Source organism: Mesorhizobium sp. WSM4822, from assembly GCF_055811155.1.
Window position 1 is genome coordinate 1 of the sequence record NZ_JBVVQM010000031.1, and the last position, 16,370, is coordinate 16,370.

The 16,370-nt window shown below is 58.2% G+C and carries 13 protein-coding genes and 3 pseudogenes; 4 read left to right on the forward strand and 12 right to left on the reverse strand.

Translation table 11 applies throughout. The features are described from left to right. The 3 genes from AC0L3E_RS33255 to AC0L3E_RS33265 form a co-directional block, all read left to right on the forward strand. The coding region (locus tag AC0L3E_RS33255) for a porin (protein WP_473606710.1) at nt 1-784 on the forward strand (784 nt) is incomplete at its 5' end. 941 nt (nt 785-1,725) lie between these two features. Further along, nucleotides 1,726-2,478: a carbonic anhydrase gene (locus AC0L3E_RS33260; RefSeq protein WP_473564855.1), complete on the forward strand. Its 753-nt coding sequence runs from the start codon at nt 1,726-1,728 to the stop codon at nt 2,476-2,478. Nucleotides 2,479-2,657: 179 nt separating this feature from the next. Next, on the forward strand, nt 2,658-5,192 hold the full coding sequence (locus AC0L3E_RS33265) for a two-component system VirA-like sensor kinase (protein ID WP_473606711.1): 2,535 nt from the start codon (nt 2,658-2,660) through the stop codon (nt 5,190-5,192). Nucleotides 5,193-5,303: 111 nt separating this feature from the next. Here the strand turns inward: AC0L3E_RS33265 and virB11 are convergent, their stop codons facing one another. From virB11 to AC0L3E_RS33315, 10 genes and pseudogenes are all read right to left on the reverse strand, one after another. Then, nucleotides 5,304-6,344, reverse strand: a complete 1,041-nt coding sequence (gene virB11, locus AC0L3E_RS33270; RefSeq protein ID WP_473606712.1) for a P-type DNA transfer ATPase VirB11 — start codon at nt 6,342-6,344, stop codon at nt 5,304-5,306. Next, complete coding sequence (virB10, locus tag AC0L3E_RS33275) at nt 6,328-7,470, reverse strand: type IV secretion system protein VirB10 (protein ID WP_473458166.1); 1,143 nt, start codon at nt 7,468-7,470, stop codon at nt 6,328-6,330. The genes virB11 and virB10 overlap by 17 nt, the downstream gene beginning before the upstream one ends. Next, nucleotides 7,467-7,847 (reverse strand): annotated as a pseudogene (locus tag AC0L3E_RS33280) (TrbG/VirB9 family P-type conjugative transfer protein); the annotation flags it as partial. The gene virB10 and the pseudogene AC0L3E_RS33280, both read right to left, overlap by 4 nt. 100 nt (nt 7,848-7,947) lie before the next feature. Continuing rightward, entirely contained in the window at nt 7,948-8,835 is an 888-nt protein-coding gene (locus AC0L3E_RS33285; protein WP_473606714.1) for a type IV secretion system protein, read from the reverse strand. 58 nt (nt 8,836-8,893) lie between these two features. Continuing rightward, entirely contained in the window at nt 8,894-9,577 is a 684-nt protein-coding gene (locus AC0L3E_RS33290; RefSeq protein WP_473606715.1) for a TrbJ/VirB5 family protein, read from the reverse strand. A 13-nt stretch (nt 9,578-9,590) separates the two neighbouring features. Continuing rightward, nucleotides 9,591-11,961: pseudogene (virB4, locus tag AC0L3E_RS33295) on the reverse strand (type IV secretion/conjugal transfer ATPase VirB4). Next, complete coding sequence (locus AC0L3E_RS33300) at nt 11,961-12,287, reverse strand: type IV secretion system protein VirB3 (RefSeq protein ID WP_473564846.1); 327 nt, start codon at nt 12,285-12,287, stop codon at nt 11,961-11,963. The pseudogene virB4 and the gene AC0L3E_RS33300 overlap by 1 nt, the downstream one beginning before the upstream one ends. Continuing rightward, the gene (virB2, locus tag AC0L3E_RS33305) at nt 12,287-12,592 is read right to left on the reverse strand and encodes a pilin major subunit VirB2 (protein ID WP_473458220.1); all 306 of its coding nucleotides are present in this window, start codon (nt 12,590-12,592) and stop codon (nt 12,287-12,289) included. The genes AC0L3E_RS33300 and virB2 overlap by 1 nt, the downstream gene beginning before the upstream one ends. A 75-nt stretch (nt 12,593-12,667) precedes the next feature. Continuing rightward, entirely contained in the window at nt 12,668-13,450 is a 783-nt protein-coding gene (locus AC0L3E_RS33310; RefSeq protein ID WP_473606716.1) for a type IV secretion system lytic transglycosylase VirB1, read from the reverse strand. A gap of 74 nt (nt 13,451-13,524) precedes the next feature. Continuing rightward, nucleotides 13,525-13,737: a hypothetical protein gene (locus AC0L3E_RS33315; RefSeq protein ID WP_473606718.1), complete on the reverse strand. Its 213-nt coding sequence runs from the start codon at nt 13,735-13,737 to the stop codon at nt 13,525-13,527. 996 nt (nt 13,738-14,733) lie between these two features. Here AC0L3E_RS33315 and virG point away from each other — a divergent pair. After that, nucleotides 14,734-15,459 carry a two-component system response regulator VirG gene (virG, locus tag AC0L3E_RS33320; RefSeq protein ID WP_473458219.1) on the forward strand — a complete coding sequence of 242 codons (726 nt, stop codon included), beginning with the start codon at nt 14,734-14,736 and terminating at the stop codon, nt 15,457-15,459. A 56-nt stretch (nt 15,460-15,515) separates the two neighbouring features. On the opposite strand, the pseudogene AC0L3E_RS33325 reads toward virG, so the two are convergent. Continuing rightward, nucleotides 15,516-16,007: pseudogene (locus AC0L3E_RS33325) on the reverse strand (IS66 family transposase); the annotation flags it as partial. 121 nt (nt 16,008-16,128) lie between these two features. After that, the coding region (locus tag AC0L3E_RS33330) for a hypothetical protein (protein WP_473606719.1) at nt 16,129-16,370 on the reverse strand (242 nt) is incomplete at its 5' end.

Below are 16,370 nucleotides of genomic sequence, written 5' to 3' on the forward strand. Positions count from 1 at the left end.
CCGCAACCCTTATCCGGGTCCGGACAGTGCTCAGAACCAAGCCTTCAACAGTGGCGCCAAGTTGGCTTCCGCCTGGATCCAGCTTGGTGGTCTCCGAGTCGGGAAGGACGAATCGGCCTTCGACACATTTATCGGATACGCTGGGAACATCCTCAATAACGCGCTTGTTCCGTATGGCGACTTCGATACCAACGTGGCTCAGTACTACTTGGATTTCGCCAATGGCTTTTCAGCTCTGGTTTCACTTGAACAAGGGGCGGGTGAGGTCGGTTCTCTCGACAGCCATGTTCCCCACGTCGTCCTAGGCGTGAGACAGACGCAGGCCGGGGGCGCAATCACCGGCGTCATCGCTCGTGACAGCAATTACGACGCTTTGGCCGGCAAGGTCCGCATCGACGTCAATGTCACAGATGACCTGTCGCTATTCGGTATGTTCGGCTACGGCTCCGTTGGCAATCTCAACGACGACCCAACCAAGGCAGTCGCCGCTCATGGTCGCGGCTTCTACAAGAATTGGAGCGGCGACTGGGCTTTGTGGATGGGTGCCACTTACACGCTCGACGAGAAAACGTCGTTGAACCTCCAGCTCTCTGGTGATCAGCTCAGGAACTCCGGACTGGCTGCAAACGTCGCCTATATGGCCATTCCAGGTTTCACAGTCACAGCCGAAGTCGACTATGCCCACTACGCCAATCTCACTGCCGTCGGCCGTTCCGGCATGAATCCGACACACGGCAAAGCGGACAGCCTCGGCGGCGTACTGCGATTCCAAAGCTCGTTCTAGCGCAACGAATCTGAATGTCGGGGATCCGAGTGGTGACCTCGGTGTCCGGCCTTGCGATGTTCAAGACGTCGTCCCGGAAGATCATGCCCGGAATTCGTTGCTGGACTTCATAGCCTGCTCAGCGAGGCTCCCACCGAGCGCTCAGTAATGCCACTCAACAGCTGGTCCGGGACATCTTTCGGCCCATATGAATCCCGGCTGTGCTACCCCCATTACGATGAGCTGCTCGATATCTCGAGCTTCGCCGGCACGGCAAGAACGGTAGACACCTGGACGTTCCCTTCAGGCACTCGTCAAGTTTCCTCAGTGGTTCAGGATCAGCTTTCGGCGGGCGTCTTTGCAACATCAGTACAGTTCACCAAGAACCTGAGTTGCCCATGAACATGGCCGACCACGCAGCGGACCGCCCAGAGGGGCGCAAGCCTCGGGGTCGTGATGTCGCATTCGCCGAGATATGGCGGACACTCCGATGTCAACCGGTGTCCTCAGCAGCACCGCAAACTGGGCATCAATGCATCCATGTCGTGGATGTTCTTATCGAAGCAATCGATTTTTCTGGCTGTCCAATGATGAATATGAAGCGTCACTTGGCGTGGTGGGCGCCATCGGAGTCGTTGCATGGAATCGCTTGCCCAGTGCGGCCAGGGTGCCGAGGCGATCTTCGGTGGGGGCGACCATCTGATCTGCGACGCAACGGCAATCGGCCGTCGTGGAGACTATGGCTTCGGCCAAGTAGCTGGGACCATCTGCCGGGTGAAAATCACTGCACACCGTATGTGGTGGCGAGCACGGCCGCGGGACTGTCCTATGTCGGTCAACCCGAAGCAGCGATGGCGGCGGACCGAACTGTTCGGCTGCAAATTGCGAGGACGTCGCCCACAGCCTCGACCGCAGTTTCTCGGCCAGCGCTAAATTGACGTGTTGAGAGGAGCCAAGCCAATATGCACCGTCGTAATCTGATCAAGGGGTTCATTGCGCTGGGTGCGTGTCCTATTTGCGCTGAAGCCGCGCGGGCGGCCAGCACCGAATGGGGATATGCAGGCCCGGTCGGACCCGAACAATGGGGGCAGCTGGACAAGACGAATTTGGTCTGCTCGGCGGGCATGCAGCAATCGCCGGTCGATATCAAGGGCGCGGTCAAAGCGGATATACCCCACATCGCCATAGGCTGGCACAGGGGTGGCGGCAGGATGATTAACAACGGCCACACCATTCAAACGAACCTGCCGCAAGGCAGCACGCTCACTCGGGGGGATCGTGTCTATGAGCTGCTACAGTTCCACTTCCATGCGCCAAGCGAGCACCACGTCGCAGGCAAGACTTTCCCGATGGAAGCGCATTTTGTCCATAAGGACCGCAACAGCGATACTCTGGGTGTGCTGGGCGTGTTTCTGACGCCAGGCGCGACAAATGCCAGTTTTGCCAGGCTTGCTGCAGCATTTCCAGCAACGTCGGGCGAAGAGGCAGCGGTCGACAATGTCGACCCGAACGGGCTTCTGCCGGCTTCGCTTGGCTACTGGACATATGAAGGATCCTTGACATCACCACCGTGCACGGAAAACGTCGACTGGATGGTGGCGACGGAACCGGTTGAGGTTGACCCAGCAGACATGGAGCGATTTACCTCGCTATATCCCCGGAACGCGCGCCCTATCCGTTCACCCAATCGGCGCTTCATCCTGGGCCTCAGCTGAGGGTCCTGAAGCCGCGAAGGGGCAAAGCACCGCCTGCGCGTTGTATTCATCTGCTTCCAAGATCGCAACGATGTGCTCCGCATCGCGGGGGTCCTTGGACGCTCATTCCCGTTCTGGAAGCGGCTCAAAACCAAGTTTGGCAACGGTGTTGAACCGTCCTCATAAGGGGAGAGGTAGGCGTGGCTTTCTTATTCCAGCAGCATCCGGCCGCCTACCGAATCCGTGGCGAGCTGGACTGCGGGCTGGACCTTCGCAAGGCGTGCACCGCGCATAAAACGCCGTTTCCTTGGGAAACACGGCTCAGTTCCGACAAAGCAATTGTAATCGCCCTAGCCGCCTCGACTGCGCTCTTGGTCGGGACGCAGGGGCAGCCTCCGCAGATCAACGACGCGATCCTAAGCCAACTGCGAACGATTCAGATCAACGATGCATTACTCCGGCGCGACGTCGCCCGCGCCCGCACGGATATGGTCTTGGACTCCCGGTCGGTTTCTTCTACCGGACAGGCATTGCAAAGGAATCGTGAAAACTTGCAACGCCCTCCCGAGGTTTCGCCCGATGAGAGCTCCGGGCAATCCAGATTGCGCGCGCAGCTCATAAAGTCGATCGAAAACAAAGAGGCTGCCGTCTCAGCCTTGGTCAAGCAAGATCAGCTTGTGCAAAACTTTCTTGCAGATCTTGCTCGCTCGCTTGGTCGCCTTGGGGGGGCATCGTCGCGCAGGGTTGCACTGTCTAAGCTGATCGCGTTTTCGGCCGAACCGGGGCTCACCCTTGCATCACAGATGGATCAGCCTCCCGACCGATTTGCTCCGAGCCAGGCCCGGGCTGCCGCGGATGCTTTGGGCATTTTCCGCAGTCTCCTGTCTTGTTTATGGAGGTTGGACCAAGCTGCCAATCAGATCGCATCCCTCGACACGTCCTCCAGGGCCGCCGAACTGGAGCGAGAGCATCTGAAAGGCTACAACTTGGCCAGCGCGCAAGCGCAGCGTACGCGATTTTCCTTTGGCTTGCTATCCATATGCCTCTGCTTGTTTGCGATCATTCGTTCCTCCAGGCAGCATTTGCGGATGAACCGGCTGAAAAGGCGGTTGCAGCTTGAAGAGGCAATGCGTGAGATCGAATCTCGCTTTAACGATAGCAAAGCAAAGAACGCCGCGGCGCGCTTTTCCACCGAAGCAGCGCTTAGAGTCGTGCAACGCGTTTTCGATGCGCATCAATGCGCGCTTGCTCTGGTGGATCCGAGTCTCAGCAGGCAGACTGAGTGCTTTGTGGCGAACACGTGCATACCCGTCTGGAACGTCGCGCTTATTGAGGAAGTCGTTTCACTTGTCCGTGCCGGACGACCGGTGTTTCGCGTCGTTCCGGCGGCGGAAATGGTTCGGACCGCCCTAGGTACTTCCGGTGTTTGTCAAATTGTTGCTTGCAGGGCCTCCGATCAGCAGGCTGTGGTTTGCATCCTTGTTTTTGAACAAGATCGCTCACTCCCCTCAGCAGACGACCTGCGGGTTCTTGCCAGTGCCATTGTGCGTTTGAGCAACCATCTTGAAATGCAACGTGTAAATACCGAACGCGACCTTCTGGTGAGTCGGTGGGAGCATGTGGAAAGGCTGAGGACCGTCGGCACGATCGCAAGCGGCGCCACACATGAGTTCAACAATATTTTAGGCGCGATAATCGGATATTCAGAGATTGCCCAAGGTCTGGTGCGTCGCCCCTCCAGAATTCGGAACCACATCGACCAAATCATCTTAGCTGGTCACCGAGCCAAGCTGATCGTTGACCAGATCTTGTCGCTCAGCCGAAACCGAAAGCGCGTTGCAGTGCCTTTCAACGTCTCCGAAGTTGTCATGGATCTCGCGTCATTGCTGCGGGTTACAGTTCGTGCGGATGTTCAGTTGAACTTCAAGATCAACGAGTGGCAAACGGTGGTCGAGGGCAGCCCAACCGAGATGCAGCAGATCCTCATAAATCTGTGCAAGAACGCGTCGGAGGCTGTCTTGAACGAGGGCCGTGTCGAGGTTAGCGTTTCCCGCGCCCAGGTGTGCCAAACCAAGCCGCTGGCTCAGGGCACCTTGAGACCTGGAGATTACGTTCTCCTCTCCATCAGCGACGATGGCCCAGGAATCGCAAGTTCGATACTTCCGCATGTCTTTGAGCCCTTCTTTACCACGCGCTCTCTCGTCGGCGGGACCGGGCTGGGTCTTGCTGCGGTCGACAGGCACGTGAGCGCGCTCGCAGGATGCCTTGACGTCACCTCGGCTGTTGGCCGAGGGGCGCGGTTTGACATCTACTTACCGGCCTGCGAGGAGAAGCCAGTCAGCGCTGACATCGCTTTCGGTCCATACGACGGATCACTTGGCAAAGGAGAAATCATTGCAGTCGTGGAGCCCGATCCAGCAGAGTTGGAGATCTACAAGGACAAGATCGCCGCGCTGGGTTATAAGCCCGTCGGCTTCGCGACCTTCGAAAGTCTTTGCGGCTGGACCGAGAGCGGGAAGGCAGCCGACCTGCTGATCTTGGGTAAAATGCCTTTCCTGGAGCGAGGACAGGCCGAATCCGTATGCCCCACCCTCATGACGGTGCCTGTCATAGTCGTAGGCGAAATCGACCCCATGCCGGTCACATCTGCCAATCAGGCCTTCGTCCTTTGGCTAGCGAAGCCGGTTTCGTCCCGGACAATGCAGCATGCGGTTCGTACAATGATGATGGCATGATCCCGCCGACTCGATCGGGCTACCCAAGCAATCCGAGAAGACCGTCAAAAGGGCATTGGAGCAGAACAATGACGCGTCACATCACCGACTTATCGATCCCGAGACGTTTCCTTAGTGCTTATTGAGAAGGTCGGCTACGGTCTCTCCCCGTCGCCGGGCATCGGCGGCGAGCCATACCTCTCCCACCTCATACACGTCGCCTTGGGTACGGAACGGTACGATGACGTCAATGGCAGCCGACAGCATGTCAAGAAGCGTGCGGTCTTCCACAGCGGCTCCTTGCGCGCTGCTCTTGACGAGTGAAAAGAGCTTTTTGAAACCTTGGACCGGATCAGCCCCATGAATCGTTGATATCGATCCTGCATGGCCGGAGACGACTTCACTAAGGTAGGCCCAAGCGGCATCATCGCGCATCTCGCCAAGCAATATTCGATCAGGGCGCATGCGCAAGCTGGCTTGCAACAGTTGCTCGGCCGTCACTGTACCTGCGCCTGCCCGGTCCTTTGGATAGAGTAAGCGGACATGGTTCTCGTGCGGGATTGCAAGTTCGAGCGTGTCCTCGATGCTGATCAACCTCTCATGCGGGGGTATAGCGTTGATCAAAGTCTTGCTCATTGTCGTTTTTCCGCTTCCAGTAGGTCCGCAAAGCAGCATCGTGAGCCGGCCGCAGACGCAGGCTCGCAAAAATTCCTCCAGGTCGCCATGGTCGTAGTGCCGAAGAATCGTTTCGTCCTGCCGCTCTTGGCGCTCTTTTCGTGACCGCCATTGATTCCAACGCGAGTATTCGTAGCGAGAAGAAACTTCCTTGAGTTCGGTCACACGACTTGAGGGACGCCGTATCGTCAGGCTTATTGTTCCTGAGGGTACAGCGGGCGGCAAACAGATCTGCAGCCGCTCTCCGTTCGGCAACTCAGTCGCACAGAGGGGGCTTTGGGGTCCGACATCTTGCTTGCGCAGCGCTCCGGCGAGGATCGCGATGTCCTCCAGATCATCATAAGACAGTGGCAGCGCGTGTTTCGTGAACACGCCGGCCTGTCGGACAAAGGCTTCCCCAGGCCGGTTGATGGCGACCTCTTCGGTCCTTGGCTCCTCAAGCCATTTCAGAACGGGCTCGAGAAGCAAACGCAATTGAGGATCAGCCTCCGATTGCATTGTTGTCTCTCCGGCGTTCGCGATGTTGGGGGGACGGCGCCACGGCAGTCGCTCTAAGATCGTATACATCGGAGAAGTCGAGGTCCCGAGCCACAAAGATGGATACGGCGTCACCCTGGTTTTTCTTCAAGGTTGGGGGAAGGTTGATCGTCGCTCTCAATGTCGTCTCGACGGCTTGTCCACCATTGCTCTGGAAGCTGTTGATGCCGCTTCCTCCGCCAGAGCTGGCCGCATATTGACCAGCCGCCTGAAACGCGCCTTGGATGACGCTCATGAGAATCGCTCCGCCAAAGCGTTCCCGGAAGTGATTGTCCACCGTGCCAGGCATTCCGGAGCGGCCGAGCTCGTCAGCGCCCGGCGATGCTATCGAAACGAGGGCATGGTCAGGTGTTTCGATGCGCGTCCACAGCACGAAGACACGCGCATCCCCCTGCTGGAGACCGTGCTGGATCTCGCCAATCACGGTCGTCCCGCGATCCAAGAGCACGACATTGTTGGTGGCGCCGCGGACGGCTTTAGGTAAGACGCACTTCACATAGCCGGGTAAATTTGTGTCGACCGCCGTTTGCAAAATGCATGGAATGATCGTTCCTTGAGTAATCACGAGATCAGGGTGCGGCAAAAGTGTGGCCCGGCTCGACTCCTGTATATCTGGCTTCAACCGGCCTGACAGATCGCCACCGCTTGAAATCTCATCCGGTGTCGTGGGAGCATCCTTATGGTCGTCTTCGCTCCGCTGACCGTCTTTGGGCATTTGACTGCTGCTACTGTAGGCGAAAATTGGTGTTTCCTCTGGCGGCGCATCAGCTGGCGCCGTTGGGGGCGGCGTGGATGGCGCAAGATCTGCCGCCTGCGCCGCCTCTGCCGGTGCTGGAGGTTCTGGAGCAACCTCGATTGGCACGGGACGGAATGGCTCGGCGTTGGCGACAATTGGCGGTTTTGGCTGAGATGGTTCGTCTTGTGTGCTGGAACGACCTCCGAGCCAGATGAGCGATAGAGACGAGATCAGAACAAGAGCAGCGACGACCAACTTCTGTGATCCCGAAACATGCCGGCGGGCCGGCTCAGAGACCATCGATCCGGATGCATGGACATCATGTCCCGCCTGCGGGCCGGTTTCATTCATCGTCCCGAGCCTTTCAAAACGCGCCACACGTCGGGTGTCACTGTACCGGTCCCTGGCGCTCGTCCCACAGGGTCATAAGCCCTGTTGAAAATGGACAAGACCGTGTTGCCATCTCTCAGACGCCATTCCCGGGCGACGGCGGATACTTCAACATAGTCGCCTTTGACCGTGTAATTGGCAGCGGCTTCCTTGCCGTCGGGATTGATAATGTACAGGGAGGGTATGCGGGAATTGCTTGCGAAGCCAAATACGGTCGTAAAGCCATTATCGAAAACTTCCAGCGGCGCCAGCGATCGATCGCCCTTTGCGACATAGTGAAAATTGCTTTCGTCTGGACTGGCAGTTGCGGCGGGCCGATTCAACAAATCCTGATGGCGTACCCGTGCAGGTCGCAAGCCGATCGGTTGTCTTGCAGGCCGCCAAAGCGAGGATTGACAACAGTAGATAGCGTTTCATGTTTTTGGCACCGGTTATTGATTAATGACGCGCCGTTTTGGCAAAGTAGCGGTTGAGGTTGTTCAGAGATCGGTTCTCGCCTGCCCAAGAGCCGCCGGCGATGCTGCTGGCGATCGTCGGAAGCGCGATGATCAGAGCGTCGCCAGCCAGGAAGAGCATGTCGAGCTCGTAAAGCCCGATGATCTTGGCTGCTGTCGTGGACGACATTTTGATCATGATAATCATGCCCCCCAGCGCGACTGCTTCGGCAGCGATAACTATCGTTGCAACGATGTTGAGGAGGAGAAGCAGCAGCCCGTACGAGAGCAGTTGGCCGATCCATCTGGTGGCCATGTCTCGCGTGTGATCGAAAAGATAGCCTACAAGGACCAAAGGGCCGATCGTCAAGAGCACCTTCGTCAGAATTCCCACGGCATCGTAGATCTCGAACGCTGTCCACATCGAGCCGTAGAAAATCCATTGCGCTCCCTCGAACGCAAGTATGTCCTGGCCGTTCATAGGCCCAATTTCGGAAGCAATCATCTGAAACGCAAACTGGCTTGAAGCAAACATCAAGTCGAGCTTCCCGGGAATATCGACGAATGGCAAGTCGCTGCTACTTATCTGGTGAGCAAACCTAGGAATCGTGTCGTCGAAGAACGCTTCAATGTAATGCTGGTAGTTGGACTGGTCTAAGATAAGGGCAACGACAATCGACACCATGATTACGCGCGAGATACCCCCGCGCGCATCGACTTGACCACGCATGACCAGACAGCCTTGGATTATTATCCAAAGCGTCACACACGCAACCAGAGGCGCGCTGACCGCCTCTTGGATTTTTTCAAGCACGTTGTGCAGCCCTGACGTAAAGGCCACATCAAAGATCGTGTGTATGGCCGTGAATGGCGCGGGAATCCTGAAAGTCATGGCCTGAGCCTGATTTGTCCCTGATCAGCGCAGCTGAGCCGGATGAACTCTGCGTGGTTCACGGGAGGCTGCCGAACATTTTGGCGGTGTCCCGGCGTTCGCGACGCTGCGTGGCAGCCTCCTCCGCGGCGTGAAGGCTCGCTTGTGCAGTGGCCATCGTCAGCAGACTCGTGGCCTGGACATTCTGAATGATCGCATCGTGAATCTGCTTGAGGACCAGACCGTTGGTCACTGTGGCCTGCACGATATTTCCCGAGCGGGAAAGCTGACCAAGCGTGTCGGCGTTATTCTTAAGGCGCCTGTCCATTACGCCCATAGTGTCGGCTGCGAGAGCTGCGGTATTGGCGGCACCAGAGATCTGTGCCTTTAACAGTTCCGCTTCTGCATCGGAGCCGGTGACTGTCCGATTTGAGTCCCCCGCAATGTTCCACGCCATGGTCGAAGCTGGCTTCCCACCATCAAACATCTGCTCCTCCAGCCTATTGCTGGATGGGTAGTGATTTCCTTGGTTGAGTGCGCCCAACAGTCCCGTGACAGCAAATGACGACGTCAGCATATCCACCATTTCGATCGTAGCAGCGAGCGTTTGGGCTGACTTTATAAGGATCGCCGCAGTGGAACCCGCTGTTAAGGCCGATTGTGCTTCCGTTAGCGGATCGCTGACAATAAATTGCGACCGGGCCTGTGTGCCAAGCAGAAAGGAAGCAGCGAGCGCCGTCGCTGCAATCTTGGCAAATCTCATGAATAGTCCTCCGTCAGTCTTGAACTTCGTGGTAACGAGCCATGAACTCGTCGAGCCACGCACTTGGGGCATTCTCCGTGCTGGTCACGAAGCTGGTCGGCAAAGCGCACGGTATTGGCACGCCCCGAGAGTACGGCTACATGCTCGCGCATCTGGCCGAGATCGAATTCGCAAACAACACTCCCGCTGTCGCGCTTGAGCAAAAACTTGCGGCTGCCAATTGCCATTCCCTGGCGGATTGCCTCGAACTCCTGCGTGGTGCACTTCAAGCCATCGACATACGCAACCCGGTCCGCCGTCGGTGATGGGTAGAAAATCTTCGTCATGCATTGCGCAACGAGACTGGCTCCGAGCGGCGATTCAAGCACGTGTTCAGGCTGCTGCGTTGCGAGTATCAACATCCCATTATTCTTGCGGACGGTAAGCAAGAACTTGTCGATAACAGCCGAGAACTGGGGGTTGAGCAGATAGAAGCGAAATTCGTCGCAGCTCATGACGAACCGACGGCCATCGACAACAGCGCCCACGCGGTGCAGAAGATATGCGGCGGCCGGCGCGCAGACCTCCTCAAATTCCAGGAGCTGCGTCATGTCGAAGCCGGTAATGGAGGCATCCAGCTTTACTTCATCGACATCGCCGTCAAAGGCCCATCCAAGCGCATTCCCTCGACACCAGCGCTGCAGCCGTGCTCCTGCGCCCTCGGAGGGGCCGTGCAGCAGGAATTCGCGCAGGCCCGCAATTGAGCGCATGACGGGTTCGAACGAAAGTTGACGAACAATGCCACGCTCCAGTCGACGGCTTTCCTCCGGCGAGATCGGGCCACGACCGTCACTCTCGATCAGGGCCATCAACCACTCGCGCAGAAAGTCCAGCGAGGCGGAGGTGTTGTCCAGTCCACGCAGAGGGGCCAAGCCGCTCGGAGCGCCTCTGCGCAACGCTAGATATGTCCCTCCGGTGGCTCGCACCAGCAGTTCACCACCCCGGTCCTTGTCGAAAAAGACGATCGCACCATCGCGATCCACCACGCTTTGCTCAAGCATCGCGAGGATAAACGTCATCAGCGTCGTCTTGCCTTTGCCGACGGGTCCGAATATCGCCGTCATACCGACGTCATTCTCATGCGGGATGTAGTCGAAACAAGTTCCACCGCTCGTGCGAAAGCGCGCAACAGCTTTGCCCCAGTGGCCGGAAGTGGAACCACTTGGAAAATTCTCAAAAGAGACAAGCCCGGCAAAATTGTGCGAGGTGATCGCCCCGGGGCGCGTGCGCCACTTCTTGTTCCCCGGAAGTTGGGACCAGTACGCGGCCTCCATGCCGATACCCTCTTGGACAATAACGGCGCCAGTGTCGGCCAGCCTTGCGCGGGCATTTGCTGCGCGATCTCCAAGGCTGTTGAGGCTTTCGGCATAGACGCACAGGCTCAAATGATGTGAACCCATGACGAACTCGTTACTTGCCAGTGCGTCCTCTGCTTCGGCAAGTTCATTGATTTGGGTGAGAGCCTTGTCGCCGGCGCTCGTCATCTGGCTGGACTTAAGGCTGAGCTTCGCATGAGCTTGTGGCCGAGTGAGGAAGGAAAAGCTCTGGCTGAGCACAAGCGGGAAGTTGGCGGACAGCAACGGATTTAGCATTCCTGGCCGCGTCGTCGCCGGATACTCACGCAACGAAAACAATGATCCCACGGAGCTATCCCCGGGTCTTCGAATCTCAAGCGCCCGCTTTCCGCAGATGACTTGGTCAGTGTAGATCGAAGCGCCAAGTGAGCCGGTAACCATCGGAACCGGGAGAAACCGGCAAGTCATGATCAGCCGAAGCGCCTCACCGATTTCCGTGAAGAGCACGTCGCCTTTCTCACGAACACCCAACCGGCGCAGACCGTAACCGCCGAGTGACCCAGCAATGATCTGCCAGAGGTCCTCCAGGGTTCGTATTTGTGCGGCCAGATCGTTGTCATTGCGCCTGGGGGATTTGGCAATGCGCCAGCCGATCTTGCCGATTGCGGTGCGAGGGAACACGATGACAGTGAGGAAGTGATCGTTGCGAAACAGCTTGCCCGACAGCACCCGGCTCTCATAGGCCTCGCTCAGACTGCCAGCGAATGAACTTTGAAACTGGCGCGATGCCGGCTCCGGCACATCGTTGTTTCGCACAAGATGAGCGTACAGCGTGACGTTGTCATCGGCGATGTTGCGCAAGAGCGTGTTGAACGCGCGGCAGCGCGAGTTGCGCATCTCAGCGTCTTCCAAATCGAACGGCTGCCCGTTCACATGTGCCATGGCCATGATCGATCCGTCTTCCAGAAGGACAACCTCATCGCTTAGATGACCGACATACGGAAGATAGATCTCGCCAGATCTCTCGGTCCGGCCACTGGCGCCAAACATTACACCATTCCTCTTCCGCGTTTCGGCACTCTGATCGGATTGGCGCTGACGCTCGCGCCGCCCCAGACCGGCCCGTCCACGCTTCTGCCGGCGGTCTGCAAATAGAGGAACGCGACGCTTGCGGCGTTATAGTCACGCTCAACAATCAGCCGTGCTCCGAACCACAGTGGCACGAGCACGACTTCATAAAGTGGGTTCTTAAGGATGATGATGACGAGCCCCGCCAACATCATAAGCGCTCCGGCCAGCGTCAGCGGCACCCCCAGAAAAAGGGCGGGGCGTGTCGCCGCCACATAGAGGGTGCTCACTTCCAACCGGTCGCTCATCAGCCGCCGCCTATGAGCGCCTTGCCCAGGAAGCTGGCGCCAAACATGATGACGATTCCTCCAACCACGCCCGCAACGAGGCCAAGTGAAGCACGACCGAACATCCAGGAGATGCCGATGGCCACGAGTCCGAGCACAGCCAGCGATTGTCCGAAGGGGCCAAGGATGAAGGTGCAGATATTCTGGACCATCGTGGCAGGATCCGTCCCTCCGGTCACCTGGGCCGCGGCTGGCCCGCTGGAGAAGACCGTCCACGCGACGCCCGCAGCAGCGGCCGGTACATATTCAGCCGCCATGCGCAACATGGAAAAAGGCGAAGGAACACGCGTTTTAAGCGCACGAAGTATTTTGAGTGGCTTCATCATTGTATCTCCATGATTTCAATCGAATACGAGTTTGTTCGGGTTCGAGGGTTCCCGCTCTTCCGCAGCCTGGCTGCCTGTCGGACCGGAGGGATCGGCCCTGGAGCGGTTTGGCTGATAGGAGCCCCAGATGTCCCACGAATTTTGGTTGGGCTGCTTTCTAGTGGCCTGTTGGCTCTGTTGGAGCAGAGGCGGCACGGCCTTGCGACCGGGCGCCTCAAGATGTGGCGCATCGCGAGCGGTCGACTCCAGCGTTGGCTCAAGGTGACTTGAGATGTCCTTTGCGGCCGACTCGACCTTGCGTACATAACCGTTGGCGAAGCCACGCGTTACGTCGCCCGTGTTATAGGCCGAGATGGCACGGCGAAGCGCCAGTTGCTGCGCCGGAGCAGTCGCGCCGCCGGCATACCGGCTTTCAAGCAAGTGGGCGGCAGCCGAAAGGGAGGCGCAGGGCTCGAAAGCCTTTTCCGGCGTGAGACTTAGCGTGGGAAAGTTCTTGCTGTTTATCTGCATCAATCCAACATCGACAGAATGTTGTGCTTCGAGTCGCTTCTTGATGCCCCGCGTCGCTTCCAGGTGGTCTATCCAGCGAAGCTGCTCGCCTGTGGTGTTGTCATGAGCCACCAGCGTTTCAAAGCCACTTTCAATCTTGGCAATCGCGGCGAGGGTGGACGGCGCAACCCAGGGAGCGCATTTGCGCGATAGGCTGCGGAACTCACGGGGCGAAAGTGGCGCGGGCTCGGCTGGGAGCGACATGGATGTCAACAGGACAATGGCCAGCGGCCAAACTGCAATAAACATTTCCTATCACCTACCTTTCCAAGCCGCCGTGCGGGCTCTGGCCCTGTCCGGCACGCGCTTATCGGGGAGGTTTGTTACTGTGTGATGTTCAAGTTCAGCTTTTCGGCTTCAACTGAAACAAAGAGCTTGTTGGTGTCAGCGTGGGTGAGCATTTCGCGCATGCGCGGGGTGGCCCGGGTCCGATCAGCCGGCGACATCCAAAGCATTTTGATACGATGAGTCGTGTGCGGATTGCCCGTCCCGGTCGTCCGTTGCTCCTGGACCGTAAGCCGCGGCTTCGGCGTCATGGATGATGGATCTTCTGCGGACGCCTGGTCAAAGGCAAGATGGAAGCTCGGCGGGTTGTCCAGACTGCGCGTGCCGTGGGCCAGTCGAACGGGAGACCGACGAAGGCGCCAAGCTGCCCAAAAGTTGCCGTATGCTGCCATTTGCTTTGAGAAGCAGCCATGCGCGGCCCTACACGGTCAGGTACATCGACACCGCGAGCTCGTCCGCGAAGCTGGCTCGAAGGCGCAAATCCGCGGCGCAAGGGTCAACTGGAAGACATCGCGGCACAGCGCAGCCTGGTGCGAGCCTGGTTCAGCTGTTCGGCCGGCCGCCAACAGAGGATTATGTACAGTTCCATCTGCACAAGACCGCACGCCATCGGCGGCGTCCGACGGCGCAATCGGTAAGCATAGTGACTGGCTCAAAGGGAGTGTGTGCATTCAACTGAGAAATGTTAACTCGGACAGTAGCCGCAACCGGACTGCCGGGCGCCCGAACCAGGGTTTGGCGCGGCCGGCCACCTCGAAAGAACCCGCTTGGCAGGAGACTATTCCATTCGCCCAAGGCCAATGTAGCGACACGGCCGTTCTTGCGCCCACCGCCTTTGCAATCAATCAAACGCCGCGCTGCTCCACTGCGTCCGAGCCGGACGCACGAGCGGCAGGATTTCGAGATCCAGCTCCGCACGTGCCAGAAACGCGACGAAGCAACGACGTGGCAGGCAACTGGGCGTCCGTGCGGTCGAAGTCCAGTGGTTTGACAGGCCTGCATTCGACCTCGAATCGATAAAGCGAATGAGGCCATGGCAGGGTCATGCCGGCGCTTGGATCCGTCTGGTCGCCACGGGCTGCTTGGTGCGGTCAATTGGCTGTGGATGAAAAGACCAGGACGAGCAACGGCCTCACATTGGCCGCACGCCACGGCGAGTGGTAAGCAAGGGACAGCTGTTCTGCATCGGTACCCCAGGGTTGCTCGGCAACAGCTTTGGACAGGGATTCAAAATTGAAGGTGAGCCGTTGAAACATGTTCTTGTCATTGACGATGATGCCGCAATGCGACGCCTCATCGCCGAGTATCTCAGGATGCATGCCTTGAAGGTGACCGCAGTCAACGATAGCAAGCAGTTTAACTACGTTCTATCCCATGAGCCTGTCGACCTCGTGGTGGTTGACCTCAATCTAGGCCGGGAGGATGGACTTGCGATCGTCCGCAATCTGGCGACAAAATCAGACTTACCCATCATAGTAATCAGCGGCGACCGGCTTGATGAGGCGGAAAAAGTCGTTGCACTGGAGCTCGGAGCAACCGATTTCATTCCCAAGCCTTTCGGGCTGCGCGAGTTTCTGGCCCGCATTCGCGTAGCGCTACGCCAGCGCCTTGCCAGTCCGCGAACCAAAGATCATCGCTCGTTCCGGTTTGGAGCCTGGAAGCTCAGCGTCAAGCAGCGGCGGCTGATCTGTGCAGAGCGTGGCGAGGTCAAGCTTACCGCATGTGAGTTCAATCTCTTGATCGCGTTCCTGGAGAACCCCCGCAGCGTACTATCCAGAGAACGGCTTTTGCTCGCGAGCCGTGTGCGTGGAGAAGAGGTCTACGATCGAAGTATCGATGTCCTGATCTTGCGCTTACGCCGAAAGCTCGAGGCTGATGCGGCCAATCCTCGCCTGGTCAAGACGTGTCGTGGTGCGGGGTACTTCTTCAACGCTGACGTTGACGTCAGCTACGGAGGTAGTTTGGCCGCGTGACAGGAGCTAGCAGACGAGGCTGATCAAGCGAAAGCAGCGTTCTCAGGCCACAGGCTTCAGCTCGGGTGCCCGGATGTAGGCAGGCGCAGGTCGTGGATCTGGCTGCTTGGATGGCTGTCGACGATGCTGCTGAGGACGTCGGCGAGATAGAGCCGAGTGGCTCGACACGATTATGCTTGCGGGTTTCGATCAGCGATGCATGACTGCCCCAGTGTTCGGCATCGCCGTTCGAGCCAGCGAAGAGCGCGTTCTTGCGGTTGAGCGCGAATCGGACGGATTGAGCGCTGGACGGTGTTGCTGTCGATCTCGATGCGGCCTTCGTTAATGAAGCGCGGAACGCCTTCCCAACGTGAGAGCGCGTATTGCCGGGCGAGCTTGGTCTTGTGATCGATCAGGCCGAGCTTTCGTGCAGCCAAGGTTCAGGCTCGGCGACAATAGCGCGGCTGTTTTCCTGACACGTTGCACATCGGCCGGTCGTCCGCTGATATCGTGCCCGATCCTATAGAGGTCGGCGATCCGTCTCAGCGCGCCTGGCTGGCGATCGGCGCGTTCCAGGCCTACAATCGCCTTCCAATGCCAGCCTGAATCGCGGCGAGAGCTACCAGTCCGGGAATCGCATAGCCTCTCCGTCGCCAAAACAGGTGTTCTGCCCCATCCTGGCCATCGAGCTCAACGCCCCGCGTCGGAGCGCTCTCGGCTTCTGGAGGAAGCCATGAGGTCCGCTCGGGCTTGATCGGAGTCACGCCTGATGGAAGACGTGTTTGCTTCGGTCGCCTGGCGCCCCACGGCGAGGCTTTGCGGATTCTCAGTCCTCTGCCTCTTCGCCGGTCTCAACAGCGCTGTGTAATGTTCGTCGTTGATGATGACGCCCCCGCTGTTCACGCGGTTGCTGCCGTCAGGTGGGCTCGGCA

Coding starts and splice junctions, on each gene's coding strand:
- AC0L3E_RS33260 (WP_473564855.1), top strand. CDS start 1,726: ATGCACCGTCGTAATCTGATCAAGGGGTTCATTGCGCTGGGTGCGTGT.
- virB11 (WP_473606712.1), bottom strand. CDS start 6,344: ATGCAATCGGAGGCTGATCCTCAATTGCGTTTGCTTCTCGAGCCCGTT.
- virB10 (WP_473458166.1), bottom strand. CDS start 7,470: ATGAATGAAACCGGCCCGCAGGCGGGACATGATGTCCATGCATCCGGA.
- AC0L3E_RS33285 (WP_473606714.1), bottom strand. CDS start 8,835: ATGACTTTCAGGATTCCCGCGCCATTCACGGCCATACACACGATCTTT.
- AC0L3E_RS33290 (WP_473606715.1), bottom strand. CDS start 9,577: ATGAGATTTGCCAAGATTGCAGCGACGGCGCTCGCTGCTTCCTTTCTG.
- AC0L3E_RS33300 (WP_473564846.1), bottom strand. CDS start 12,287: ATGAGCGACCGGTTGGAAGTGAGCACCCTCTATGTGGCGGCGACACGC.
- virB2 (WP_473458220.1), bottom strand. CDS start 12,592: ATGTTGCGCATGGCGGCTGAATATGTACCGGCCGCTGCTGCGGGCGTC.
- AC0L3E_RS33310 (WP_473606716.1), bottom strand. CDS start 13,450: ATGTTTATTGCAGTTTGGCCGCTGGCCATTGTCCTGTTGACATCCATG.
- AC0L3E_RS33315 (WP_473606718.1), bottom strand. CDS start 13,737: ATGACGCCGAAGCCGCGGCTTACGGTCCAGGAGCAACGGACGACCGGG.